Raw genomic sequence first — 25,974 nt, forward strand, 5'->3', positions numbered from 1 at the left:
GACTCAGGAGGATTCGAACCTCCGACCGCTCGGTTCGTAGCCGAGTACTCTATCCAGCTGAGCTATGAGTCCGTGTCTTGCCGCGCATTATAGGTCGCCGAAACATTTTTGCAAGAACTTTTTCGTTTAAAATCAACTACTTAGCGTTCTTACCGTTTACAGCGCCCTACGCAAATAATGGCGGTGAAGGGGGGATTCGAACCCCCGATACCCTTATGAGGTATACTCCCTTAGCAGGGGAGCGCCTTCGGCCACTCGGCCACCTCACCGCAACACGAGGCGAATATTAAACACACCCTTCCTCGTTTGCAACCCTTTTTTTGAAAAAAACTTCAAAAAAATTAAAGGCTTGGCTCCTCGTCCTTCTCTTTCTTGATCCGCAGGTAGATTTCCTCGCGGTGAACGGCCACTTCCTTTGGCGCGCTCACGCCGATACGCACCTGGTTGCCTTTGACACCCAGGACCGTCACGGTGATCTCACCGTCACCAATGATCAGGCTCTCGGCGCACCGACGAGTCAGAATCAGCATAGTTTTCTCCTCACATGTAACTTCAGGGACAACAGTCTTTGATTAAGCAGGGCCCGGCCGCGGACGACGGCACTGGCCCGGACAAACCGCCAGCTGCACCTGGACAAGGGCGCGACTGGCAGCCAGAAACGCAAAGGGCGCGGCAAGCCGCGCCCTTCCAGGCAACGTCTTACTCGCCCTGTCGGGCAGGAGCATCGAGTTCGAACGCAGTGTGCAGCGCGCGAACGGCCAGCTCCAGGTACTTCTCTTCGATCACTACCGAGACCTTGATCTCGGAGGTGGAGATCATCTGGATGTTGATGCTCTCCTTGGCCAGGGCTTCGAACATGCGGCTGGCAACACCGGCGTGCGAACGCATGCCAACGCCAACGATCGACACCTTGGCGATCTTGGTATCACCCACCACTTCACGCGCACCGATCTCACGGGCGGTGTTCTCCAGCACGCTCAGTGCCTTTTCGTACTCGTTGCGGTGCACGGTGAAGGTGAAGTCGGTGGTGTTATCGTGCGAAACGTTCTGCACGATCATGTCGACTTCGATGTTCGCCGCGCTGATCGGGCCGAGGATCTTGAAGGCAACGCCTGGAGTGTCCGGGACGCCACGAATGGTCAGCTTGGCCTCATCACGGTTGAAGGCGATACCGGAAATGATTGGCTGTTCCATGGATTCCTCTTCATCAATGGTAATGAGGGTACCCGGACCCTCCTTGAAGCTGTGCAGCACGCGCAGCGGGACGTTGTACTTGCCGGCGAACTCCACCGAACGGATCTGCAGCACCTTGGAGCCGAGGCTGGCCATTTCCAGCATCTCCTCGAAGGTGATCTTCTCCAGGCGCTGGGCCTGGGAAACGACACGCGGGTCGGTGGTGTAGACGCCGTCGACATCGGTGTAGATCTGGCATTCGTCGGCCTTCAGGGCCGCTGCGAGCGCCACACCGGTGGTGTCGGAGCCACCGCGGCCGAGCGTGGTGATGTTGCCGTGCTCGTCAACACCCTGGAAACCTGCAACCACGACCACTCGGCCGGCCTTGAGGTCGGCGCGGATCTTCTGGTCGTCGATCTGCAGGATGCGCGCCTTGTTGTGCGCGCTGTCGGTGAGGATACGTACCTGGTTGCCGGTGTACGACACCGCAGGCACGCCACGCTTCATCAACGCCATGGTCAACAGGGCGATGGTGACCTGCTCACCGGTCGAAACAATCACGTCCAGCTCGCGAGGCTCTGGCTTGTCGGTAATCTGCTTGGCCAGGTCGATCAGGCGATTGGTTTCGCCGCTCATGGCCGACAGCACCACCACCAGGTCAGTGCCTTGCTCACGGAATTTCTTGACCTTGTCGGCTACCTGCTCGATCCGCTCGATGGAACCGACAGAGGTGCCGCCAAATTTCTGTACGATCAACGCCATTTCAAAGGTGCCTCAGCCCCAGGGGGCCCCAAAAAACAATCCAACATGAAGCGACCGCCGACTAGACCGACGGCCGCCTCATCTCAAAGTCCCTGCTCGGCGAACGGCACAGCCAGGGCCAAGGCATTGTCCAGCGCGGCGACGTCGACGCCACCACCCTGGGCCATGTCCGGGCGACCACCACCCTTGCCACCCACCGCCGCAGCGGCTTGCTTCATCAGATCGCCAGCCTTGAGTTGGCCGGAGAGGTCCTTGGTCACGCCAGCCACCAGCACGACCTTGCCCTCATGCTCGCTGCCCAGCAGGATCACTGCATGGCCGAGCTTGTTCTTCAGCTGATCGACGAGCGCCAGCAAGGCCTTGCCATCCTGCCCATCCAGGCGGGCGGCGAGCACCTTGGCGCCCTTGACCTCAACGGCCGCATTGGAGAGATCGTCCCCGGCGGCGCTGGCGGCCTTGGCCTGCAGCTGTTCCAGCTGCTTTTCCAGCTGACGGTTGCGCTCGAGCACAGCCGACAGCTTGTCGATCAGGTTGTCGCGGTTGCCCTTGACCAGTTGCGCGGCTTCCTTGACCTGCTCTTCGGCAGCGTTCAGGTAGGCCAACGCGGCGGCACCGGTGACCGCTTCGATACGGCGCACGCCAGAGGCCACGCCACCTTCGCTGATGATCTTGAACAGGCTAATGTCGCCCGTGCGCTTGGCGTGGATGCCACCGCACAGCTCGACGGAGAAATCACCGCCCATGCTCAGCACGCGCACGGTGTCGCCATACTTCTCACCGAACAACGCCATGGCGCCCTTGGCCTTGGCGGTCTCGATGTCGGTCAGCTCGGTCTGCACCTCGGTGTTGCGGCGCACTTCACGATTGACGATGTCTTCCAGCGCCTTGATCTGCTCAGGCTTGACGGCCTCGAAGTGGCTGAAGTCGAAACGCAGGCGCTGGCTGTCGACCAGCGAGCCCTTCTGCTGTACGTGCTCGCCCAGTACCTGACGCAGTGCTTCGTGCAGCAGGTGGGTGGCGGAGTGGTTCAGCGAGGTAGCGTGCTGGACATCGGCATCGACGCGCGCATCGACGGCTGCGCCAACGGTCAGTGCACCGCTGGCAACCACGCCGTGGTGCAGGAAGGCGCCACCGGTCTTGGTGGTGTCGCGCACATCGAAGCGCGCGGCGCCGGCCTGCAGGTAACCGCAGTCACCCACCTGGCCGCCGGACTCGGCGTAGAACGGGGTGCGATCCAGGATCACCACGCCCTCTTCGCCTTCGCCCAACTGCTCGACCGCCTGGCCGTCCTTGTACAGGGCAATGACCTTGCCCTGCCCTTCGGTGGCATCGTAGCCGAGGAAGTCAGTGGCGGTATCGACCTTGACCAGGCTGTTGTAGTCCATGCCGAAAGCGCTGGCGGAGCGGGCACGCTCACGCTGGGCCTCCATTTCACGCTCGAAGCCGGCCTCGTCGATGGTCAGCTCGCGCTCGCGGGCGATGTCGGCGGTGAGGTCCATGGGGAAGCCGTAGGTGTCGTACAGCTTGAACACCACGTCGCCCGGTACGACCTTGCCCTGCAACTGGGCCAGGTCCTGCTCGAGGATGCGCAGGCCCTGCTCCAGGGTCTTGGCGAATTGCTCTTCTTCGGTCTTGAGCACGCGCTCGATGTGCGCCTGCTGGCTTTTCAGCTCAGGGAAGGCTTCGCCCATCTCGGCGACCAGCGCGGCAACGATCTTGTGGAAGAAGCTGCCGGTGGCGCCCAGCTTGTTGCCGTGGCGGCAGGCGCGACGAATGATGCGGCGCAGCACGTAGCCACGGCCTTCGTTCGACGGCAGCACACCGTCGGCGATCAGGAAGCCGCAGGAACGGATATGGTCAGCGACCACTTTCAGCGAAGGTTGCTCGTCGTTGCTGCAACCAATGGCCTTGGCGGCCGCGGCCAACAGGCTCTGGAACAGGTCGATCTGGTAGTTCGAGTGCACATGCTGCATCACCGCACTGATGCGCTCCAGGCCCATGCCGGTGTCCACCGACGGTGCTGGCAGCGGGTGCAGGACGCCATCGGCGGTGCGGTTGAACTGCATGAAGACGTTGTTCCAGATCTCGATGTAGCGGTCGCCGTCTTCTTCCGGCGAGCCGGGTGGGCCGCCCCAGATGTCGGCGCCGTGATCGTAGAAGATCTCGGTGCACGGGCCGCACGGGCCGGTGTCGCCCATGGTCCAGAAGTTGTCCGAGGCGTACGGGGCGCCCTTGTTGTCACCGATGCGTACCATGCGCTCGGCGGGCACGCCGACTTCCTTGGTCCAGATGTCGTAGGCCTCGTCGTCGCTGGCGTAGACGGTGACCCACAGCTTCTCCTTCGGCAGGTTGAGCCACTTGTCCGAAGTCAGGAAGGTCCAGGCGAAAGTGATGGCGTCACGCTTGAAATAGTCGCCGAAGCTGAAGTTGCCCAGCATCTCGAAGAAGGTATGGTGACGGGCGGTATAGCCGACGTTTTCCAGGTCGTTGTGCTTGCCGCCAGCGCGTACGCACTTCTGGCTGCTCACCGCGCGGGTGTAGGCGCGCTTTTCCTGGCCGAGGAAGCAGTCCTTGAACTGGTTCATGCCGGCGTTGGTGAACAGCAGGGTCGGGTCATTGCCCGGGATCAGGGAGCTGGAGGCAACGCGAGTATGTCCCTGCTCTTCGAAGAAGCGGAGGAAGGCTTCACGGATTTCTGCGCTTTTCATAGGTTCTTCCACGGAAACGGCGGCCACACGTCGAATCGACGAAACGACGGCAAAGGGCCGCATTATATCGGTCCTGCAGTCTCGGTGCAGTGTGTTTATGCGATAGAAACCGTCGATTGGACGGTTTGTCGGACTACAGCAATTGAAAACGGCATGACCGCGATGCTAAAGCCAGCGTTTCGCTACTGGCAAGCCAATTAGGGTCCTGGGGCGGGGAAAATTAACAGCTTGGTGAATTAAAAGAATTTCATCACCGAAGGGATCCAAAAGCAGTCTGACCTCGCAACGTGGGAGCGGGCTTGCCCCGCGATCAGCACCGGCAGCGCCAACGTGCTCGCCAGGCCAGACGTGATCGCGGGGCAAGCCCGCTCCCACGCCAGATTCAGGTGCCTGCAATTGCCGGTATCAGGCCAACCGCTGCCCCGAGTCCGGCACGATGAGGATCCCGGCGCGCAGCCCGTTCTTCACCTTGGGGTTGGGGAAGATGATCCGCGCGCCCTCCTCCTCCACCACCCAGCGCGTTTCGGCCAGGTCCTCGGCCAGCAGGTAGCCCTTGCTCAACTCGGAGAAGTTCTCGATGTCCGCCGGCAGATGCAGGTGGAAGCTGTCACTGTGCTTGATGATCTCACGGGCAACACTGAACAGCTTCAGGCCGTCGAGCGAGTCGCCGGTCTCAGGCTCGGTACCTTCGATGATCTGGATGAGACGTTCTTCGAGCTTGTCGAGATTGACGCCTTCGTTCTGCCCGAATGGCCGCGCCTTGCCCAGTTCGAGGGTGAAGGCCTCGGCCTCCAGCTGTTCATAAGTGAAGGCACTGAAGGTAATCGAAGACTTGCTCTGCAGCAGCACTGCCTCCATCCCCGCCGCAGCCAGGCGAGCCAGCTCACGCCGGGAATGCGTGCGGCCCTCCTTGTAGGGATACAAGGCGAACTGCTCGATCTTGGAACCGCGGATCGCGGTATGCAGGTCGTAGTGCAGGCGGGTGCGTTCCGGCTTGCTGAAGAACACCCGGGCAAACTGCTCAAGCTCAGCGGCGCGCAAAGCCTCGAAGCCACTGGAAAGCTCATGCCGGCCATTGAACAGGCGGTTGATGTCCTGCTCGATGAAGCGCTCGCCCTTGCGGATCGCCGCCGGGTTGCCGAACAGGAACAACACCCGCGCACGGGGCTTGATCTTGCCGTTGGCCACACCATGCAGCAGCCGCTCGAGCAGCTCGATTGGCGCTGTCTCGTTGCCGTGAATCCCGGCCGACAGCAGCAGATCCAGCCCGCTGTCATCGCCTTCGGGCGGACGCACTTCCAGTGCGCCCTCCCCCAGCCAGCGCAAACGCGCGCCCTTGGGTGTCACTTGGGTCTTCTCGGCCGGTTCGTGATCGGTCAGGGTCAGCTCAAGCAGTTTGCCGAGGGCGAGCATAGGCACTTCCTTAGTGGTGGTGGCCGCAGTCCGGGCCATGGACGTGATCGTCGTCATCACCGACCTCTGCCGGCTCCATTTCCAGTTGCAGGCTGACCAGGTTGGTAGCCATCGGACGCAACAGCAGGTTGGCGTACTCGGTGTCGTTCTCGTCGACATCGACACCGATCAGCAGCTGGCCGCGGCCGTCCTGCTGGATCCACACTTCCTTGCCTTGCCAGACCACGGCAAAGCGCGTGCAGGAGGTTTCCAGCTGGGTGCCGTCTTCATCTTCCAGGATCAGGCGCAGGGCGTCGGACATTGCAATTTCTCTCTATCAAGGTTGGCGTTGGAACGGATACACCGAGCCCAGCTTCATGATCTGGGTCAGCTCATCCAATGCCGTACGACATTCGATCAGCAACTGCGGGTCGGCCAGGTCCGCCTCGCCAAGGCGATCGCGGTAGTGCTTGTCGACCCACTGCACCAAGGTGTCGTACAGCGAGGCGGTCATGATAACGCCTGGATTGACCGCCGCCAGTTCCGTTTCCTTCAAGGCCACACGCAAACGTAGGCAAGCCGGGCCACCGCCGTTCTGCATGCTCTGCTTGAGGTCGAACACCTTGACCTCCTTCACCGGGCCGCCCTGGCTGGTCAACTGGCCCAGGTACGCCCAGACGCGTTCGTTGTTGCGGCACTCTTCCGGCACCACCAGCAGCATGGAACCGTCTGCGCGGCTGAGCAGCTGGCTGTTGAACAGGTAGGAACGCACTGCGTCCTCCACCGTCACCGCCGAGCGCGGCACGCAGATGGCCTGGAACTGGCCACCCTTGCCGGCCAGTTTAGCCTGCAGCTGGCCGAGCACGGCGTCGGTCTCGAGGAAGGCGTCCTCGTGGTAGAACAGCACCTCGCCGTTACCCACCGAGATCACATCGTTGTGGAACACGCCCTGGTCGATCACCGCCGGGTTCTGTTGAGCGTAGACCACGCCATCGTCGCGCAGGCCGTGCAGCCGGGCGACTGCCTGCGAGGCTTCCAGGGTCTGGCGCGCCGGGTACTTCTGCGGCGCCGGATAGCGGCTGTCGAAAGCGCTGCGGCCATAGACGAAGAACTCGACGCCGGCATCGCCGTAATTTCGGCAGAACCGCGTGTGGTTGGCCGCGCCTTCGTCACCGAACTGCGCCACCGCCGGCAGCGCGGCATGGTGGGCGAAGTGCTTGTCGTCATTGAACATGGCCCCCAGCACACGGCTGGTGGTCGGGTGTTCGATACTGCGGTGGTATTTGCAGTTGAGGTTGGCGGCAGTGAAGTGCACGCGGCCGTCGGCGGTGTCTGCGCTGGGGCTGACCGTGGCGGCGTTGGCCACCCACATGCTCGAGGCCGAGCAACTGGCGACCAGCAATGGCATGGCTTCTTTCGCCGCGCGCTGGATCACCTCGGCGTCGCTGCCGGTAAAGCCCAGGCTGCGCAGGGCCGCCACATCCGGGCGCTCCTGCGGCGCCAGCACGCCCTGCTGGAAGCCCATTTCCATCAGCGCCTTCATCTTGGCCAGGCCCTGGCGCGCTGCTTCGCGCGGGTTGGAGCCCTGCTGGCTGTTGCTTTGCGAGGCCACGTTGCCGTAGGACAGGCCACCGTAGTTGTGGGTCGGCCCCACCAGGCCATCAAAATTCACTTCGTAGGATTTCATCGGCAAGGCTCCGAGACCTGTTGTTATAGGGTGACGCCCGGCGTCAGGGTGGCCGGTAGGACAAGGCTCGCGGTCTCCAGCGAAGCCACGGGGTAGGCGCAATAGTCGGCCGCGTAGTAAGCGCTGGCGCGGTGGTTGCCGCTGGCACCCACACCGCCGAACGGCGCGCTGCTGGCGGCACCGGTCAGCTGCTTGTTCCAGTTGACGATGCCGGCGCGGCTGCGCAGCCAGAAGTGCTGGTAACGGGCGTTGGAGTCCGACAGCAGCCCAGCGGCCAGGCCGTACTGGGTGTTGTTGGCCTCGTTGATCGCCGCGTCGAAATCGCTGTAGCGGATCACCTGCAGCAGCGGGCCGAAGAATTCTTCGTCCGGGCGGCCGGTCACGGCGGTGACATCGATGATGCCCGGGGTCAGCAATGCCGCTGTGGCCTGTGGCTGGGTCATCTCCAGCAGCGCCACGGCGCCCTTGGCGAGCAGGTCAGCCTGGGCAGCGACCAGCGCGCGGGCGGCCTGCAGCGAAATCACCGAGCCCATGAAGGGTGCCGGCTGCTGGTCGAAAGCGCCGACACTGATGCTGCGGCTGACCTCGACCAGGCGCGCCAGCAGTTGGTCGCCCCAGGCGCCCTGGGGCACCAACAGGCGCCGGGCACAGGTGCAGCGCTGGCCGGCGGAAATGAACGCCGACTGGATGATGGTGTAGACCGCAGCGTCCAGGTCCTTGACCTCGTCCACCACCAACGGGTTGTTGCCGCCCATCTCCAGGGCCAGGATCTTGTCCGGGCGCCCGGCGAACTGCTGGTGCAACAAGTTGCCGGTGCGGCTGGAGCCGGTGAAGAACAGGCCATCGATACCCGGGTTGGCAGCCAGCGCCACGCCGGTTTCGCGAGCACCCTGCACCAGGTTGAGTACACCGGCAGGCAGCCCGGCTTCAATCCAGCACTGCACGGTCAACTCGGCAACCTTTGGGGTCAGTTCACTTGGCTTGAACACCACGCAGTTGCCCGCCAGCAAGGCCGGGACGATGTGGCCGTTGGGCAGGTGGCCGGGGAAGTTGTACGGGCCGAACACTGCCACCACACCATGGGGCTTATGGCGCAGCACGGCCGTGGCGTCGGCCAGCGGGCCGCTCTTTTCGCCGGTACGTTCGCGGTAGCTCTGTACCGAGATCGCCACCTTGTTGACCATGCTGGTGACTTCCGTGGCCGATTCCCACAAGGGCTTGCCGGTTTCTTCACCGATGCAGCGTGCCAGCTCCTCGGCACGGGCCTTGAGCTTTTCGGCGAACGCCTCGAGCACCGCGACACGCGCGTCCAGGCTCAGCTGCGCCCAGTTAGGGAACGCCTGGCGCGCCGCGTCCACTGCCGCTGCAACTTGAGCGGCATCGGCGCCCTGCCCGGCCCAGACCACCGCCTGGGTGACGGGATTGAGCGACTGCAAGGCTTCGCCTTGACCAGCCAGCCATTTGCCTGCGATGTAATGCGTGGTCATTTACTGAGCCTCCCGGCCGGCGGACAGCGGCACCGCGCGCACATTGTCGCCGGCGCCCAGGCGCAGGCGCTTGGCGGTCAGCGGATCGACCACCAGGGTGCCTGCGGCAAGGCGCGCCGGCGCGGCAGTGATGCGGCAGTCTTCGCGCTTGCGGTTATGAATGATGTAAGGAGTGGCGTCGTCACCCGGCGTGCCGACAGCCAGTACCAGGGTTTCGCTTTCACGCACCGCACGGATCTTCGAGGTTTCGCACTCGATGGCCGGGCCGGCGTCGAAGATGTCGACATACCCCTGGTAGTTGAAGCCTTCGCGCTTGAGCATGGCCAGCGCAGGCTCGGTGTCGGTGTGCACGCGGCCGACCACGTCGCGCGCAGCCTGCGACAGGAAGCAGGTGTACAGCGGGAATTTGGGCATCAGTTCGGCGATGAACGACTTGTTGCCCACCCCGGTAAGGTAGTCGGCCTGGCTGAACTCCATCTTGAAGAAGTGCCGGCCCAGGCTTTCCCAGAATGGCGAGCGCCCGGATTCATCGGACATGCCGCGCATCTCGGCGATGATCTTGTTGCCGAACAGTTGCGGGAACTCGGCGATGAACAGCATCCGCGCCTTGGACAGCAGGCGGCCGTTGAGGCCGCTTCGATAGTCGCTGCGCAGGAACAACGAGCACAGCTCGGAGTTGCCAGTCAGGTCGTTGGCCAGGAACAGCGTGGGGATTTCGCGGTAGATGCCCAGCTCCTGCGAGGCGCTGACGGTCAGCCCCACCCGGTAGTTGTACCAGGGCTCACGCAAACCAACGGCGCCGGCGATGGCACTGATGCCGACCACCAGGCCTTCGTCGTTCTCCAGCACGAACAGGTAGTCGGTGTCGCCGCGCTCGGCTTCACCGCGGAAGCTCTTCTCGGCCCAGCCGACACGCTGGCCAAGGCGTTCTTCGTTGGCCGGGAGCGTGGTCAGCCCGGTGGTGCCGGTGCTGCGGGCCAATTCGATCAGCGCGGGTAAATCGCTGCTGCGTACAGGACGAACGATCATGCTATCTCCTTGTGCGGCGGTCTGTGCCCGCCGCGAAACTCTCTGTTCCGGCTAATCAGACCGCTACCAGGCGCACGCTGGCACCCTCGCCGACGCCCAGGGCATCGGCGGCTTCGCTGTTCAGGCTGACCGGTTTGCCCGGCACCCAGTCCAGCTCCAGCAGCACCGCGCGGTAGTCCTGCAACTGGCCGTTGCACACCAGGTACGGGCGGCCGCCCTTGACCGGCGTTTCGTCAAGCTTGACCGGCACCACACGGCTCTGGGCGATCGAGCGGATGCCCGAAGTACGGGCATGCAGGGTCGGGCCGCCGTCGAAGATGTCGATGTAGTGCTCGGTCTCGAAGCCCTCACGCATGAGGATGTCGAAAGTGATCTGCGCACGCGGGTGCACCTGGCCCATCGCTTCCTGGGCCTCATCGTGGAGCAGCGGCACATAGATCGGGTAGTGCGGCATCAGCTCGGCGAGGAAGGTACGGCTCTTCAGGCCGCACAGGCGCTCGGCGTCGGCATAGTTGAGGTCGAAGAAGTTGCGCCCGATGGCGTCCCAGAACGGCGACTCGCCCTGCTCGTCGCTGTAGCCGACGATTTCGGTCACCACCGACTCGGCGAAGCGCTCCGGGTGCGCGGCCATGAACAGCAGACGGCCTCGGGAATTGAGTTCGGCGAAGGCGCTGTTCACCAGCTCCGGCAGCACATAGAAGCTGGTCAGCAGGCTGTTGCCGGTGAGGTCGTGGCACAGTGACAGGACGTGGATCTTGTTGTGGATCTTCAGCTCGCGCGAGGCATGCACGAAGGTCTCGTTGCGGAAGCTGTAGAACGGCTCGGAGTAGCCGGCAGAGGCGACGATGGCCGAGCAGCCGACCAGCTTGCCGGTGGCGCTGTCTTCGAGCACGAAGAAGTAGCTCTCTTCGCCATTGAAGCTCACTTCGGCGGCGAAGGAGGTTTCCGAGGCGGCGATCTTGTCGCCCAGGCGGCCGGCGTCGTCCGGCAGCGAGGTGACACCAATGGGGCTGTCGGCAGCCATGCGCTGCACTTCGTTCAGATCAGCCATTTGCGCGGGGCGCATCACCAGCATGGTGTCACTCCTTTCGGGAAAGCGCGCCGATCAATCGGCACGGGAAAACAGCGGGCACGCGCCACTACCTGCAAGCAGGTGCCCGCATTGAAATTCAGGATTCGCCCGCCCTGATCGTGCGCAAGGCGGGCGAAGGGACTACCGGGCGATCAGCCCTGGGTCAGTTTGGCCACGGCAAGCTCGAAGCGGTCCAGGCCTTCGTCGATGTCGGCATCCTCGACCACCAGGCTCGGGGCGAAGCGCACCACATCGGGGCCTGCCTGCAGCACCATCAGGCCTTCCTTCTCGGCGGCGTTGAGGATGTCCTTGGCCTTGCCTTTCCAGGCGTCGCTGAGCACGCAGCCGAGCAACAGGCCGACGCCACGCACCTGGGTGAACAGGCCGGTTTGCTGGCCAATTTTCTCCAGGCGGGTCTTGAAGCGCTCGTGCTTGGCCTTGATGCCCGCCAGCGTCTCTGGGGTATTGATCACGTCCAGCACTGCGCAGGCGACGGCGCAGCCCAGCGGGTTGCCACCATAGGTGGTGCCGTGGGTGCCGACGGCCAGGTGCTTGGCGATTTCGCTGGTGGTCAGCATGGCGCCGATCGGGAAGCCGCCGCCCAGGCTCTTGGCGCTGGTGAGGATGTCCGGGGTGACGCCGTAATGCTGGTAGGCATACAGCGAGCCGGTACGGCCGACGCCGGTCTGCACTTCATCGAAGATCAGCAGGGCGTTGTGCTCATCACACAGCTTGCGGGCGCCTTCCAGGTACGCCTTGTCGGCCGGAACCACACCGCTCTCGCCCTGGATCGGCTCGATCACCACGGCGCAGGTCTTGTCGGAAATCTGTGCCTTCAGCGCTTCCAGGTCGTTGTAGGCCACGTGGCTGATGCCGGTGATCTTCGGGCCGAAACCGTCGGAGTACTTGGGCTGGCCACCGACGCTGACGGTGAACAGGGTGCGGCCGTGGAAGCTGTTAACCGTGGCGATGATTTCGTGCTTGTCCGGGCCGAAACGGTCATGGGCGACGCGACGGGCCAGCTTGAAGGCGGCCTCGTTGGCTTCGGCGCCGGAGTTGCAGAAGAACGCACGCTCGGCAAAGGTCGCGTCCACCAGTTTGTGCGCCAGGCGCAGGGCCGGCTCGTTGGTGAACACGTTGGAGACGTGCCAGAGGGTGTTGGCCTGTTCGGTCAGCGCCTTGACCAGCGCCGGGTGGCAGTGGCCCAGGGCGTTGACGGCGATACCGCCGGCGAAGTCGATCAATTCGCGACCCGACTGGTCCCAGACTCGGGAGCCCTCGCCTCGCACAGGAATGAAGGCCGCCGGAGAATAGTTGGGGACCATGACCTGGTCGAAATCGGCACGTTGCACCGGGGCTTGCTCAACGGACATCTGAGTCTCCTGAAGAGGAACGCTGGCCTGGAAGTGGCGAGCGATGGGGGGATTGTAAGGACTGATCGGCGCCTGTCCTTGCTGCCAGGCGACAACTTGTTACAGCGCAAAACCCTGTTTTCAGCAGGTTTTCGGCAATGCGACAAACACTGTCGCAATCGCGCAGTTTAACGCCGCTGTGCAGCCGATGGAAAAAATCCCGCACCCCCACAAAGCGCGCGCCACAGGGCATAACCCAGCCCCCCACTGCTTTACATCCATGAAAGGCCCTACACGGATCGGGCGTGCGCCTTACATCTCGCGCCCAGTTCCTCTCCTTAACATATCTACCCGCTGCATGACTGAGCAGCCGCTCGTATCAAGCTATTACAAGGACCCCAGCAAATGCGCTTCGATTTTGCCCGCATGGCAGCGCGCCCCAACCCCGGACGACTACAGCGCAGCGCGCTCACCCTGGATCAACTGCCGGCATTTCTACACGCTAACGCGCCGACAGAACTGGCTCATGAGGCGCTGGCGACAAGCCAGTACCACGTGCGCTGCCAAGCAGCCGGCATTGATGATGGTCGGCGCTATTTCCAGTACCACATCGAAGGCCAGCGGGTTGGCCTGTGCGGCTATCTGCAACGCCGATGCGACCCCCCGCACGTGGTGTGGGGCGGATTCTTCATCGCCGCACGCTCTCTACCAGGCCTGGTGAAAATGCGCATTCAGTTCGACACGCTCCTGCACATCCTCCAGCACACCGACGCCACTCATGGCTACGTGGAAACCTTCACATCGCCCGGCAAAAGCAACATGCAATCCATCTGGAGCAAGCTCGGCGCCACCGACAGCGCAACGCTCAAAGACTTCTATGGCCAGGGCAGCGACATGTGCATCCAACTCATCGATCTACAGGCAATGCGCGACAGCCTCGCTGCCAGGCACATCCCAGCGTGAGCGCGACCATTGCACTGGTGCATGTCGAAGCCGGGCTCGGGCCACTGGTGATCGCCAGGCGACTGCAGGCAGAGCTGGCCTCATCGGGGCATTGCAGCTCGGTGATTTCGCTGCGCGAACTCATCCCCGCGTGGCTGCACAACAGGTTGCTGGATCGTTACCGCAGCGACTGCCAGCGGCAACAGGACAACTTGAGCCTGTGGTTCCGTCAGCCCTGGCGATTCCGCCTGCTGTACCGGCTGCTGAGCGTGCTGCACTGGCCGACACCGAAAGCGCGACAAGCGCTCAGCCAGGTCAGCGTAGCGGTGGCCACCAGCTACCTGGCGGCATTTTTTCTCTTGCACCTGCGCTCCCGACTTGGGCTGCGGTACCGGGTCGTGGGCGTGCTCGGCGACTACTGCACGTCCCCAGGCTGGCGCATCGAGGTCGACGCACTGATCACTGCGCAACGACTGAACAACGCTACGCTGGACTGGCTTGGGGCACGAAACGTACCGCTGCTGCCACTCGGCATCCCTCTGGAACACACACCGGCCACCCCGCGCCCCTCACCTGGCCACCTGCTCGTCTGCGGTGGCGGATGGGGGCTTGGCAGCGCCTACGATTGCCTCGAGCCGGCTCTGGCACATCCCGCCGTAACCAGGGTCACTGCACTGTGCGGCGACAATCCAGGCCTGCTCGAAACACTCGCGCAACGGCACGCCCAGGCCGTTCAGTCAGGTCGCCTGCAACTGCACACAACACAATCCGGCCTTACCCCCCTCTACGCCCAGGCCTGGGCGATCATCACCAAGCCTGGTGGCCTGACCCTGAGCGAAGCCGCGCAGAACGGCTGCCCGCTACTGCTGGCCCCTCCAATCACCGAGCACGAACGCTGCAATGCGGCGCATTTTCTCGATAACGACGCCGCGCTGGACGTGACGTCCCCCGAACAGCTCAACCAAGCCCTGGACAGCCTCCCCAGCCGCGGTGTGCACCTGAGCAGAAACGCTCGCGCCCTGATCGCAACAAACGCTACCCAGACCATCAGCACTTACTTACTGAGCATGGAGAAACGTTCCGATGTGGACCACTGAAGTTACCCAGCCTGTACCCAGCGACACAGCCCGGCAGCGCTTTCTGCAGCGCAATGCCAGCTACATGGCGCGCTACATCGAACGCGCCGAACGCCTCAAAACAGCCATCCAGGGCTTTGCAGACACCGGCCAGGTCAGCACCGAGGGCATCTCCAAGATTTCCCTGAAACTGCTCAGCGCCTGCAATTTGCGCTGTTCCATGTGCTTCCAATGGCGCGAAGACGGCATAGACCACGCCAGCGCCACGGGTTTCCACCGCAACCTGAAGAAAACCCGCCTAGAGTTCGACGAGTGCCATCACCTGTTCGAATTCCTCCGCCAACACCCTTGCGAAGTCGTGCTGACGGGCGGTGAACCCATGCTCCACCCACAGTTTTCCCGCTTCGTGCAAACCCTGGCAGAACTGGGCTGCCCCATGGTGATCTGCACCAATGGCACACTGCTGGACAAGCACTTCGACACCTTGAGCCGCTACCATGACCGCCTGGCCTTCCTCATCTCGATCGACGGCCCCAGGGCCGTACACGACGCCATACGCGGCGATGGCTACCATGCCGTGACCACCGATGCCATTCGGCGCCTGGCCCAAGCCAAGCGCGACGGCCTGGATTGGATAGTCGGCGTTGAATCGACCCTGCTCGCCAGCAACATGCTTCACAGCGAAGCGATCATCGAAGAGTGCGAGGCCCTGGGCGTGGACTGGATGGTGTTCAATCACCTGTGGATCGCCAACGCGCCCGCCCGAAAACAGTTCAACCAGTTCTGCGCCGAACACGGCGAACAGGCGCATTCGGCCGACGGCTACGATCTCGGCCAGTTCGATGACAATTATCTGAACATGGTCAAAGGCGCCATAGCCCGGATCAAGGCTCATCCCAGCACGATTCCCGTGCTGATCAGCCCGAACCTCGCGCCCCAGCAACTGCAGGATTATTACCAGGGCCGCTACCAGCCGGAAAATCCCTATTACAAGATGGGCGTGAAACTGGATATCGACATCGACGGCCGGGTGGTAATGACCAAGCAGTTTCCCGAAATCGCTTTCGGCAATATTACCGAGCAACCCATCGAAGACATCATTGGGTCGCCACTCTATGCCCGCACGGCCCGTCGCCTGCTAAACGAACCGCTCGGGATCCTCGCCGCCTGCCCGGACATGCACAACCTGCGCATCGACCGAGCCTGCTGAGCAAGCGACCTCAGCCTTTCTCGGCCGGCGCCGAGCTCAGCTCGAACGGGCTGCTGCTGCGCCGCTGGTTGCGGTCTTCACGCGGCGTGGCGCCAAAGAAGTTGCGGTACGCACTGGAGAAATGCGGCCCGGAGGAGAACCCGCACGACAGGCCGATCTGGATGATCGACTTGCTGGTCTGCATCAGCATCTGCCGCGCCTTGTTCAGGCGCAGCTCCAGGTAATACTGGCTCGGCACCCGGTTGAGGTACTGCTTGAAGATCCGCTCCAGCTGGCGACGGGACACGCACACATGCTGGGCGATCTCGTCGGTGGTCAGCGGCTCTTCGATATTGGCCTCCATCAGCAGCACCGCCTGGGTGAGCTTCGGATGGCTGGAACCCAGGCGGTTCTGCAGCGGGATACGCTGGCGCTCACCACCTTCACGAATACGCTCGACCACCAGCTCTTCGGATACCGCACCCGCCAGTTCGGCGCCGTGGTCACGCGCCAGCACCGCCAGCAACAGGTCGGTCACCGCCATGCCGCCGCAGGCGGTCAGGCGATCCCGGTCCCAATCGAACAGGTGGCTGGTGGCAATCACCTTGGGGAACCGCTCGGCAAAATCGTCCTGCCAACGCCAGTGCACCGCAGCGCGGTACCCATCGAGCAGCCCCATCGACGCCAGCGGATAGACCCCGGCGGACAGCCCGCCGACCATGCAGCCACTGCGCGCCAGCTGCTTGAGTGCGGCCGACAGCGCCGAACTGATCGCCGCCGGCGGCTCGTCGGCCAGCAGGAACAACTTCTGGCAGCCCTCCAAGCGGCCATTCCAGGCCTCGCCCGGCAGGCGCCAGGCGCCCTCCTGCCCGGCCTCGGCCTGCAAGTAGACCAGCTCGTAGACCACGTCCGGATGCACCCGCTGGGCCACCTGCAACACCTCGTCGGCCAACGCCAGGGTCAGCGGCTTGGTGCTGGGCCAGATGAGAAATCCGATTCGCTGGGTGGTCATAGGGCGTGGTCCGAAACCTGGAGGGGAAGGTTCGCGCTCGTGGCGCCAAGGCATGCCGCGCGCGCAGCGCAGCATGCCCCATTATGGTGCAAAGTGCAGCCTTTACTTGAGGCTGCCGGAGAGGAACTGCTTGAGTCGCTCGGACTGCGGATTGACCAGCACTTCACGCGGGCAGCCGCGCTCTTCCACCAGGCCCTTGTGCAGGAATACCAGCTGGTTGGAAACCTCTCGGGCAAAGCCCATCTCGTGGGTGACCACCACCATGGTGCGGCCTTCCTGGGCCAGCGACTGCATCACCTTGAGCACATCGCCCACCAGCTCGGGGTCCAGTGCCGACGTCGGCTCGTCGAACAGCATCACCTCGGGCTCCATGGCCAGGGCACGGGCGATGGCCACACGCTGCTGCTCGCCGCCGGACATGTGCCCGGGGAATGCGTCCTTGCGGTGGGCGACACCGACCTTGTTCAGGTAGTGCTCGGCCTTTTCCAGCGCTTCCTTCTTGTTCACGCCCAGCACGTGCACCGGGGCCTCGATGACGTTCTCCAGCGCAGTCATGTGCGACCACAGGTTGAAGTGCTGGAACACCATCGACAGGCGCGAACGCATGCGCTGCAGCTGTTTCGGGTCGGCGGCCTTGAGCGCGCCGTCCTTGCCGGCCACCAGCTTGAGCTCTTCATTGTTGAGCAGGATCCGGCCCGCATGCGGCTGCTCGAGCATGTTGATGCAACGCAGGAAGGTCGATTTGCCCGAGCCACTGGAGCCGATGATGCTGATCACGTCGCCTGCCTTGGCTTCGAGGGAGATGCCCTTGAGCACCTCGTGGCTGCCGTAGCGCTTGTGCAGGTCTTGGATTTGAAGTTTGTACATGCTGTCGGTTCTCACAGAGCGGTCAGTGCTTGCGCGGCGCCAGGTAGCCGAGCCAGCGGCGTTCGGCCATCTTGAACAGGCGCACCAGGATGAAGGTCAGGCACAGGTAGAACACGCCCGCCGTGATGTAGGCCTCGAAAGGCAGGTAGTACTGGGCATTGACCGTGCGCGCGGCACCGGTGATGTCGATCAGGGTGACGATCGACGCCAGGCTGGTGGTCTGCAGCATCATGATCACCTCGTTGCTGTACTGCGGCAACGCCCGGCGCAGGGCCGACGGCAGCAGGATGCGACGGTACATCTTGAAGCGCGACATGCCGACTGCCTTGGCCGCCTCGATCTCGCCATGGGGCGTGGCCTTGAGGCTGCCGGCGATGATCTCGGCGGTGTAGGCGCTGGTGTTGATGGCAAACGCCAGGCAGGCGCAGAAGGTCGCGCTGGACAGCCACGGCCACAGGAAGCTTTCGCGCACCGCCTCGAACTGGGCCAGGCCGTAGTAGATCAGGAACAGCTGCACCAGCATCGGCGTGCCGCGAATGACGTAGGTGTACAGCCAGGCGGTCATGTTCACCACCGGCTGCTTGGAAACCCGCATCAAGCCCAGCGGAATGGCCGCCAGCAGGCCGAACAGCAGCGAAAGCGCCAGCAGCTTCAGCGTGGTCAGCAGGCCGCCCAGGTACAGCGGCATGGCTTCCCAGATGACGTTGTAGTCAAAGATCATAGTTCAACCACCTTGACGCCAACCGAGTAGCGCTTCTCGAGGTACTTCAACGCCAGCAGCGAGACACTGGTCAATACCAGGTACAGCGCCGCCACCGCCAGGAAGAAGGTGAAGGGTTCGCGGGTGGCATCGGCCGCCTGCTTGGCCTTGAACATCATGTCCTGCAGGCCGACCACCGAAATCAGCGCGGTCGCCTTGGTCAGCACCAGCCAGTTGTTGGTGAAACCCGGGATCGCCAGGCGAATCATCTGCGGCACCATGATGCGGAAGAACACCTGCAGGTTGCTCATGCCATACGCCGCACCGGCCTCGGCCTGCCCCTTGGGGATGCCCAGGAAGGCGCCGCGGAAGGTTTCCGACAGATAGGCCCCGAAGATGAAGCCCAGGGTGCCGATACCGGCCACCAGCGGGTTCAGGTCGATATAGTCGTCATAGCCCAGCAGCGGCGCCAGCCGGTTGAGCAGGTCCTGGCCGCCGTAGAAGATCAGCAGGATCAACACCAGGTCAGGGATGCCACGGATCACCGTGGAATACAGGTCACCCAGCCAGGCCAACCAGCGCACCGGCGACAAGCGCAGCGCCACACCGATCAGGCCGAGGACGATGGCCAGGGCCATCGACGACAGGGCGAGCTGCAGCGTCAGCCACGCCCCATCGAGGATGACTGCCCCATAGCCTTTCAACATGATTGCAATTCCTCAGGGCTTGGGAATGAAAAATGGTGCAAACCTCAGAGATTCTGCTGTTTGCACCATTGCACAGGTGAAACCCGACGTCTTACTGAGCGTCTGGGCCGTAGATGTCGAAGTTGAAGTACTTCTTCTCGATCTCTTTGTACTTGCCGTTGGCGCGGATCGCGTCGATGGCCTTGTTGATGCGCTCACGGTTGGCGTCGTCACCCTTGCGCACGGCGATACCCACGCCATCACCGAAGTACTTCACATCGGTGAACGACGGGCCGACGAAGGCGAAGCCCTTGCCGGCGTCGGTTTTCAGGAAGCCGTCTTCGAGCAGGGTGGCGTCGGCCACGGTGCCGTCGAGGCGACCGGCCGCCACGTCCAGGTAAATTTCGTTCTGGGTGCCGTATGGGACGACAGTGGCGCCTTTCGGGGCCAGGACTTCCTTGGCGAAGCGGTCGTGGATCGAGCCACGCTGAACACCAATCTTCTTGCCCTTGAGTTCATCCAGGCTGGCGCTGACAGTGGAACCTTCCTTCATCACCAGGCGAGCCGGAGTGAGGTAGTAGCGCTTGGTGAAGTCGACCGACTTCTTGCGATCGTCAGTGATCGACATGGACGACAGGATGGCGTCGATCTTGCGCACTTTCAGCGCCGGGATCAGGCCATCGAATTCCTGCTCGACCCAGGTGCACTTGGCTTTCATCTCTTCGCACAGGGCGTTGCCGATGTCGTAGTCGAAGCCGGCGATGCTGCCGTCGGGTTGCTTGAAGGCGAAGGGTGGGTAGGCGGCTTCGATACCGATCTTCAGCGGCTTCTCATCGGCCTGCGATACCAGGGAAAACACGGAAAGCGCCAGGGCGCCAAGCAGTGCAAGCTTCTTCATCAGGTAACTCCATCGGTACGGGGCAATACAAGGCAGGTGTAACGGCTGCCCGATATGCGAATGGGTACAACGCGAGCCGCGCAGGTTTCGACCAAGGTCGCAGACCACGAGCGAGTGAGTGGCATTTTAGCGACAGCCCGGTAGTCGATATTTCTTCAAAGCGACAACTAGTTACAGAAGCGCTTGAAACCGCGGCGGGCGATATTGACAGCTCTCGCTGATTATGCAAGAGCAAAAGAGAAATAACCTATATCCAAAGCAATAAGCGCGCCTATTATTGGCAAACCCTTGTATTCCGGCAAGTGCAGCGTGCCACGCTGCACAAAATGGCTGAAAAATCGCACCGCGATGTGTCAGGGATGTTTCCACAAGCCCCATTTCTGTGCGAAATCACCTACAGCCACGGTTACCGATGAATGTCGGGTAACAGTCCATTCAGTAAAGCAAAAACCCCGCCGGTTGCCCGGCGGGGTTTGCATTGATGGGAAGCAATCGCGGGGCAAGTCGCATCGGCGAACCGCCGCTCCCACGCAGATTTGGGTCGTGGGAGCGGGCTTGCCCCGCGATCCGGTGGATCAGGCCGAAGCCAGGCTCATCGCCTTGTGGGTATCGATCAGGTGCTGCACCACGCCTGGGTCGGCCAGGGTGGAGATATCACCCAGCGCGTCGTACTCGGCCGTGGCAATCTTGCGCAGGATGCGGCGCATGATCTTGCCCGAACGGGTTTTCGGCAGCCCCGGCGCCCACTGGATCACGTCCGGCGAAGCGATCGGGCCGATCTCCTTGCGCACCCAGTTCTTCAGCTCCAGGCGCAGTTGCTCGCTCGATTCCTCGCCAGCATTGAGGGTGACATAGACATAGATGCCCTGCCCCTTGATGTCGTGCGGCACACCCACCACCGCGGCCTCGGCCACTTTCGGGTGGGCAACCATGGCGCTTTCGATCTCGGCGGTGCCCATGCGGTGGCCGGACACGTTCAGCACGTCATCCACCCGGCCGGTGATCCAGTAGTAGCCATCCTCGTCGCGACGGGCGCCGTCACCGGTGAAGTACATGCCACGGAAAGTCTTGAAGTAGGTGTCGACAAAGCGGTCGTGGTCGCCATACAGCGAGCGCGACTGACCCGGCCACGAATCGAGAATCACCAGGTTGCCTTCGGCCGCGCCATCGATCAGGTTGCCCAGGTTGTCCACCAGGGCTGGCACCACACCGAAGAACGGGCGGGTCGCCGAACCCGGCTTGAGCGCGGTGGCGCCCGGCAGCGGACTGATCAGCACACCACCGGTTTCGGTCTGCCACCAGGTGTCGACGATCGGGCAGCGCTGCTTGCCGACGGTCTTGTAGTACCAGTTCCAGGCCTCGGGGTTGATCGGCTCGCCCACCGAACCCAGCAGGCGCAGGCTGGAACCGTCGGCGCCGGCCACTGCGGCTTCGCCCTCGGCCATCATGGCGCGGATCGCGGTCGGCGCGGTGTAGAGGATATTGACCTTGTGCTTGTCGACGATCTTCGACACGCGAGTAATGTCCGGGTAGTTCGGCACACCTTCGAACAGCAGCGTGGTAGCACCATTGGCCAGCGGGCCATAGACAATGTAGCTGTGGCCAGTGACCCAGCCCACGTCGGCGGTGCACCAGTACACCTCGCCCGGGCGGTAGTCGAACACCCGCTCATGGGTCAGCGCGGCATACACCAGGTAACCACCGGTGGTGTGCAGCACACCCTTCGGCTTGCCGGTGGAGCCGGAGGTATAAAGGATGAACAGTGCTTCTTCGGCCCCCATCTCTTTCGGCGCACAGTGGCTGGAGGCGACCTTCATCAGGTCCTCGTACCAGATGTCGCGATGCTGGTGCCAGGCGATGTCGCCGCCGGTGCGCTTGCACACGATGATCTTCTGTACGCTGCTGGTTTCAGGGTTGGTCAGGGCCAGGTCGACGTTGCCCTTGAGCGGGGTACGACGGCCGCCGCGCACGCCTTCGTCTGCGGTGATCACCACTTTCGACTTGCAGTCGATGATGCGCCCGGCCAGGGCCTCCGGCGAGAAGCCACCGAACACCACCGAGTGGATCGCGCCGATACGGGCACAGGCCAGCATGGCCACCACCGCCTCGGGGATCATCGGCATATAGATGGTGACCACGTCACCACGGTGCACGTCCTGGCCACGCAGGGCGTTGGCGAACTTGCAGACCTGCTCGTGGAGCTCGCGGTAGGTAATGTTGCGGTGCTCGGAAGGGTCGTCGCCCTCCCAGATGATCGCCAACTGGTCGCCGCGCTCTTCGAGGTGGCGGTCCAGGCAGTTGGAGGAAACGTTCAGAGTGCCGTCGGCGAACCACTTGATATCGACATGGTGGTCGTCGAACGAGGTCTGCTTGACCTTGGTGAAGGGCTTGATCCAGTCCAGGCGCTGGGCCTGCTCGCGCCAGAAGCCGTCCGGGTTGATCACAGACTGCTGGTACATGGCCTTGTAGGTGGCCTCGTCGGTCAGGGTAGTGGCCGCAACCTCGGGACGAACGGGATACAGTGGAGCCGCACTCATCTGTGTTACCTCGGTGTAATAGTTGTTTTTGTATGGAACCGTTTGTAACTGTACCAGAGCGGCAAAAGCCATTCGACGTTGGTAGTAACGCGCCCCAGCGAAGACCGCCCCATCAGGCTCGACCGCTCTAACTCATGGCACACAGCCATCCACGAGAAAAACCGGAGCATGCTGCCAAGGGATTGTTACAGATTCTGTCAAAAGACTTTATCAAAACCCCATCTGTTTCGGCTGCGGCCACCCTCCTAAAATTCAACTCGCCAGCAACGGCAACGCGATTAACTTCTGGTTACAGCCCCCACGAAGGCAAAGTTGATCCGCACCTCATCCTGATAGTTGAACAACCGTTGTACTCGCGGCGCCACAAGCGCCGCGTGCCCCCTCACGACCTTAGACAGGTAAATAGAAAATGAAAGCTTTACTGGCATTGGTACTTGGCAGTCTTTGCGGCGCGGCACTGGCCGGCGAGGCAAAAGATGCCGAGCAGATTCCGGTTGAACAGTACAGTTATTCGCAGCACCTGGACATCGCCCGCGTTATTTCCATGAGCGAAGTGCCCAATGTCTGCGAAGTGGTGCCGGCCCGTATGACCTACGAGGACTCCCAAGGCCAGAAGCACATTCTCGAATACCGCGTGATGGGCAACGGTTGTTCCAACGGCTGATCCCGTGAATTAGGGCCCCACTGGGGCCCATCGCGGGGCAAGCCCTCTCCCACGAGCCTTGTACAGGCTTTTGTGGGAGCGGGCTTGCCCCGCGATGCGTATTACGACTTATAAAATCCCGAACTCAATCTACCGACTTGTTAAGTGAATAATCACGCAACTTGTTGGCAATCGTCGTATGTGAAACCCCCAATCTTTTACCCAACGCCCGACTACTTGAATATTCACTCATCAAACTTTCAAGTACCGCCTTTTCAAAACGCCCGACAATCTGTGCAAGATCACCGTCCAGTGAAAACTCGCCCAACGGTTGGCGCGCACCATAATCCGGCAAGCGGATATGTTCGCTCTTCACCACCCCGCCCTCGCACAGCGACACGGCCTGGAACAATACGTTCTCCAGTTGCCGAACGTTGCCCGGCCAATGGTACTGACTGAGCTTGTCCATCGCGGCCGGCGCCAGCCGCGGCATCGGGCAACCAATCTGCCGACTGGCCTGGTCGAGAAAGTGCTGCACCAACCCCTCCAGCCCATCCATGCACTCGCGCAGCGGCGGGATGTGCAGCGATAGCACGTTGAGCCGGTGGTAGAGGTCCTGGCGGAATTCCCCCCGGGCACACAGCTCGGACAGATCGACCTGGGTGGCACAGATCACCCGTACGTCCAGGTAAACCTCCTCATCGCTGCCCACCCGGCGGAAGCAACCGTCCTGCAGGAAGCGCAGCAGCTTCACCTGCAGACGCGGGCTCATCTCCCCGACCCCGTCGAGGAACAAGGTGCCGCCTGCGGTCAGCTCCAGCAGCCCGAGCTTGCCTTCGGCACGCGCGCCCTCGAACGCCCCGGGCCCATAACCGAACAGTTCGGTTTCGGCCATCGACTCCGGCAGGCCGGCGCAGTTGAGCGCCATCAATGGCGCCTGGCCACGCGGGCTGGCCAGGTGACAGGCGCGGGCCAGCAACTCCTTGCCGGTGCCGGTCTCGCCCTCGATCAGCAGCGGCGCATCCAACGGCGCCATGCGCCGGGCCTCACGCACCACTGCAGCCATCACGCGCGAGCTCTGGAAGATGCTGTCGAATCCACGCAATTCCTGTTTGCGCACGTTATAGATGCGCTCGCCGATGCGGTCGGCGCGGTGCAGGGTCAATACCGCGCCGGCCAGCGCCTCGCTTTCGTCGTGTTCCGACTGCAGCGGCGCGATGTCGGCCAGGAACACGTCACCTTTGACCTTGATGCGCAGGCCGTTGATGCGCGACTTGTTGGCGCGCACCAGCTCCGGCAGGTCGAAGTCCTCGACATAGCGCGAAAGCGGCAGGCCCGGCACTTCATCAACCCGCACCCCGAGCAACTGCGCCGCGCCGCGGTTGGCGGCGACGATGCTGCCGCCCATGTCGATGGACAGCACCGGGAAGTCCAGCGCCCCGAGCAAGGCATTGAGCTCCATGTGCCGGCGCTCGCTGGGCATCAACCCGACCCGCTTGACCCCGAACACCCCGGCAATCGCTTCGAACTTCGGCCGCAAGGCCTGGAACTGAATGTTGATCAGGTTCGGGCAGTGCAGATAGATGGCGTTGCCATGATCGCCCCCCACCTCGCCGCGCAGCACGTTGATGCCGTACTCCACCAACAGGTTGAGGATGTCGCGCAGGATCCCGATACGGTTCTGGCAGTGCACTTTGATACGCATGAAAGCTCTCGAAGCGGCCGAAGTTTTTCTTCGGCACGCGGAAAAGTCGTAAAGATAAGCTGACAAAATCCACTTGATGGCCAGCTCGATGTGCGTGATTTTCCGGGATGACAGGGCTTTTGTAAAATAATCGTTACAAAAACCGACACCGCACAGGCCCGATGGCAGCCCGCGACCCCGTGCAAAGTGGCGGATGTAGGGATATTCCTAATGCATGTCCTGCACATAACAAGAAAGCCCTCACCAGGAGCGCCGCATGAAACAGACGCAATACGTGGCCCGCGAGCCCGATGCGCAAGGGTTTATCGACTACCCGCAGCAAGAGCACGCGGTGTGGAACACCCTGATTACCCGCCAGCTGAAAGTCATCGAAGGCCGGGCCTGCCAGGAATACCTGGACGGCATCGAGCAGCTCAAGCTGCCCCATGACCGCATCCCGCAGCTGGGCGAAGTCAACAAGGTGCTCGGCGCCACCACCGGCTGGCAGGTTGCCCGCGTGCCGGCATTGATCCCTTTCCAGACCTTCTTCGAACTGCTGGCCAGCAAGCGCTTCCCGGTCGCCACCTTCATCCGCACCCCGGAAGAACTCGACTACCTGCAAGAGCCCGACATCTTCCACGAGATCTTCGGCCACTGCCCGCTGCTGACCAACCCGTTCTTTGCCGAGTTCACCCACACCTACGGCAAGCTGGGCCTGGCGGCCACCAAGGAACAGCGCGTTTACCTGGCGCGGCTTTACTGGATGACCATCGAATTCGGCCTGATGGAAACCCCGCAAGGTCGCAAGATCTACGGCGGCGGCATCCTCTCCTCGCCGAAAGAGACCGTCTACAGCCTGTCCGGCGAGCCCGAGCACCAGGCCTTCGACCCGATCGAAGCCATGCGCACGCCGTACCGCATCGACATCCTGCAGCCCCTGTACTTCGTCCTGCCGAACATGAAGCGCCTGTTCGACCTGGCCCACGAAGACATCATGGCCATGGTCCACCAAGCCATGCAGCTGGGCCTGCACGCACCGAAGTTTCCACCCAAGGCCGCCGCCTGAGCCGCCTTCGTC

General features: G+C 62.6%; 22 protein-coding genes and 1 tRNA gene. 5 read left to right on the plus strand and 18 right to left on the minus strand.

Annotation, left to right across the window (positions count from 1 at the left end):
• Positions 1–178 precede the first annotated feature (178 nt).
• The 11 genes from F6X61_RS17205 to F6X61_RS17255 form a co-directional block, all read right to left on the minus strand.
• Positions 179–269: transfer RNA gene (locus F6X61_RS17205), tRNA-Ser, on the minus strand.
• A gap of 72 nt (positions 270–341) precedes the next feature.
• Positions 342–530 (minus strand): carbon storage regulator CsrA, encoded by a 189-nt coding sequence (csrA, locus tag F6X61_RS17210; RefSeq protein ID WP_003254503.1) that lies wholly within the window; start codon positions 528–530, stop codon positions 342–344.
• 169 nt (positions 531–699) lie between these two features.
• Complete coding sequence (locus tag F6X61_RS17215; RefSeq protein WP_153787624.1) at positions 700–1,935, minus strand: aspartate kinase; 1,236 nt, start codon at positions 1,933–1,935, stop codon at positions 700–702.
• A gap of 83 nt (positions 1,936–2,018) precedes the next feature.
• Complete coding sequence (gene alaS, locus F6X61_RS17220) at positions 2,019–4,643, minus strand: alanine--tRNA ligase (RefSeq protein WP_145964611.1); 2,625 nt, start codon at positions 4,641–4,643, stop codon at positions 2,019–2,021.
• A gap of 405 nt (positions 4,644–5,048) precedes the next feature.
• Entirely contained in the window at positions 5,049–6,056 is a 1,008-nt protein-coding gene (gene astE / locus F6X61_RS17225) for a succinylglutamate desuccinylase (RefSeq protein ID WP_110991911.1), read from the minus strand.
• Positions 6,057–6,066: 10 nt separating this feature from the next.
• Positions 6,067–6,357 carry a topoisomerase II gene (locus F6X61_RS17230; RefSeq protein ID WP_110991912.1) on the minus strand — a complete coding sequence of 97 codons (291 nt, stop codon included), beginning with the start codon at positions 6,355–6,357 and terminating at the stop codon, positions 6,067–6,069.
• A 15-nt stretch (positions 6,358–6,372) separates the two neighbouring features.
• A complete protein-coding gene (astB, locus tag F6X61_RS17235; RefSeq protein ID WP_153787625.1) occupies positions 6,373–7,722 on the minus strand; it encodes an N-succinylarginine dihydrolase in 1,350 nt (449 codons plus the stop codon).
• 23 nt (positions 7,723–7,745) lie between these two features.
• Positions 7,746–9,209: a succinylglutamate-semialdehyde dehydrogenase gene (astD, locus tag F6X61_RS17240; RefSeq protein WP_153787626.1), complete on the minus strand. Its 1,464-nt coding sequence runs from the start codon at positions 9,207–9,209 to the stop codon at positions 7,746–7,748.
• A complete protein-coding gene (astA, locus tag F6X61_RS17245) occupies positions 9,210–10,238 on the minus strand; it encodes an arginine N-succinyltransferase (RefSeq protein ID WP_153787627.1) in 1,029 nt (342 codons plus the stop codon). It abuts the gene before it with no gap.
• Positions 10,239–10,293: 55 nt separating this feature from the next.
• On the minus strand, positions 10,294–11,313 hold the full coding sequence (gene aruF / locus F6X61_RS17250) for an arginine/ornithine succinyltransferase subunit alpha (RefSeq protein WP_153787628.1): 1,020 nt from the start codon (positions 11,311–11,313) through the stop codon (positions 10,294–10,296).
• A gap of 149 nt (positions 11,314–11,462) precedes the next feature.
• Entirely contained in the window at positions 11,463–12,683 is a 1,221-nt protein-coding gene (locus F6X61_RS17255; protein ID WP_153787629.1) for an aspartate aminotransferase family protein, read from the minus strand.
• A gap of 384 nt (positions 12,684–13,067) precedes the next feature.
• On the opposite strand from F6X61_RS17255, the gene F6X61_RS17260 reads away from it, so the two are divergent.
• The 3 genes from F6X61_RS17260 to F6X61_RS17270 are packed head-to-tail and all read left to right on the plus strand — an operon-like array spanning position 13,068 to position 15,890.
• Positions 13,068–13,625, plus strand: coding sequence for a hypothetical protein (locus F6X61_RS17260; protein ID WP_153787630.1), 558 nt, complete (start codon positions 13,068–13,070; stop codon positions 13,623–13,625).
• Positions 13,622–14,701, plus strand: a complete 1,080-nt coding sequence (locus tag F6X61_RS17265) for a hypothetical protein (RefSeq protein ID WP_153787631.1) — start codon at positions 13,622–13,624, stop codon at positions 14,699–14,701. Before F6X61_RS17260 ends, F6X61_RS17265 begins: the two co-directional genes overlap by 4 nt.
• The gene (locus F6X61_RS17270) at positions 14,688–15,890 is read left to right on the plus strand and encodes a radical SAM protein (protein WP_153787632.1); all 1,203 of its coding nucleotides are present in this window, start codon (positions 14,688–14,690) and stop codon (positions 15,888–15,890) included. The genes F6X61_RS17265 and F6X61_RS17270 overlap by 14 nt, the downstream gene beginning before the upstream one ends.
• A 10-nt stretch (positions 15,891–15,900) precedes the next feature.
• Here F6X61_RS17270 and argR read toward each other — a convergent pair whose 3' ends face one another.
• From argR to acs, 6 genes are all read right to left on the minus strand, one after another.
• Positions 15,901–16,881, minus strand: a complete 981-nt coding sequence (gene argR, locus F6X61_RS17275) for a transcriptional regulator ArgR (protein ID WP_153787633.1) — start codon at positions 16,879–16,881, stop codon at positions 15,901–15,903.
• 102 nt (positions 16,882–16,983) lie between these two features.
• Positions 16,984–17,748 carry an ABC transporter ATP-binding protein gene (locus tag F6X61_RS17280; protein ID WP_110991919.1) on the minus strand — a complete coding sequence of 255 codons (765 nt, stop codon included), beginning with the start codon at positions 17,746–17,748 and terminating at the stop codon, positions 16,984–16,986.
• A gap of 22 nt (positions 17,749–17,770) precedes the next feature.
• On the minus strand, positions 17,771–18,469 hold the full coding sequence (locus F6X61_RS17285) for an ABC transporter permease (RefSeq protein WP_153787634.1): 699 nt from the start codon (positions 18,467–18,469) through the stop codon (positions 17,771–17,773).
• Positions 18,466–19,155 (minus strand): ABC transporter permease, encoded by a 690-nt coding sequence (locus F6X61_RS17290; protein WP_110991921.1) that lies wholly within the window; start codon positions 19,153–19,155, stop codon positions 18,466–18,468. The genes F6X61_RS17285 and F6X61_RS17290 overlap by 4 nt, the downstream gene beginning before the upstream one ends.
• Before the next feature lie 91 nt (positions 19,156–19,246).
• Entirely contained in the window at positions 19,247–20,032 is a 786-nt protein-coding gene (locus F6X61_RS17295) for an ABC transporter substrate-binding protein (protein WP_153787635.1), read from the minus strand.
• A 575-nt stretch (positions 20,033–20,607) separates the two neighbouring features.
• Positions 20,608–22,569: an acetate--CoA ligase gene (gene acs, locus F6X61_RS17300; protein ID WP_110991923.1), complete on the minus strand. Its 1,962-nt coding sequence runs from the start codon at positions 22,567–22,569 to the stop codon at positions 20,608–20,610.
• 409 nt (positions 22,570–22,978) lie between these two features.
• On the opposite strand from acs, the gene F6X61_RS17305 reads away from it, so the two are divergent.
• Positions 22,979–23,233 carry a DUF2790 domain-containing protein gene (locus tag F6X61_RS17305; RefSeq protein ID WP_153787636.1) on the plus strand — a complete coding sequence of 85 codons (255 nt, stop codon included), beginning with the start codon at positions 22,979–22,981 and terminating at the stop codon, positions 23,231–23,233.
• 124 nt (positions 23,234–23,357) lie between these two features.
• Here the strand turns inward: F6X61_RS17305 and F6X61_RS17310 are convergent, their stop codons facing one another.
• On the minus strand, positions 23,358–24,917 hold the full coding sequence (locus F6X61_RS17310) for a sigma-54-dependent transcriptional regulator (RefSeq protein WP_153787637.1): 1,560 nt from the start codon (positions 24,915–24,917) through the stop codon (positions 23,358–23,360).
• Between the two features lie 256 nt (positions 24,918–25,173).
• On the opposite strand from F6X61_RS17310, the gene phhA reads away from it, so the two are divergent.
• Positions 25,174–25,962 carry a phenylalanine 4-monooxygenase gene (phhA, locus tag F6X61_RS17315; protein ID WP_153787638.1) on the plus strand — a complete coding sequence of 263 codons (789 nt, stop codon included), beginning with the start codon at positions 25,174–25,176 and terminating at the stop codon, positions 25,960–25,962.
• Positions 25,963–25,974 lie beyond the last annotated feature (12 nt).

Origin of the sequence: Pseudomonas sp. EMN2, from assembly GCF_009650555.1 — a bacterium.
GTDB classification, from domain to species: Bacteria; Pseudomonadota; Gammaproteobacteria; order Pseudomonadales; family Pseudomonadaceae; genus Aquipseudomonas; species Aquipseudomonas sichuanensis.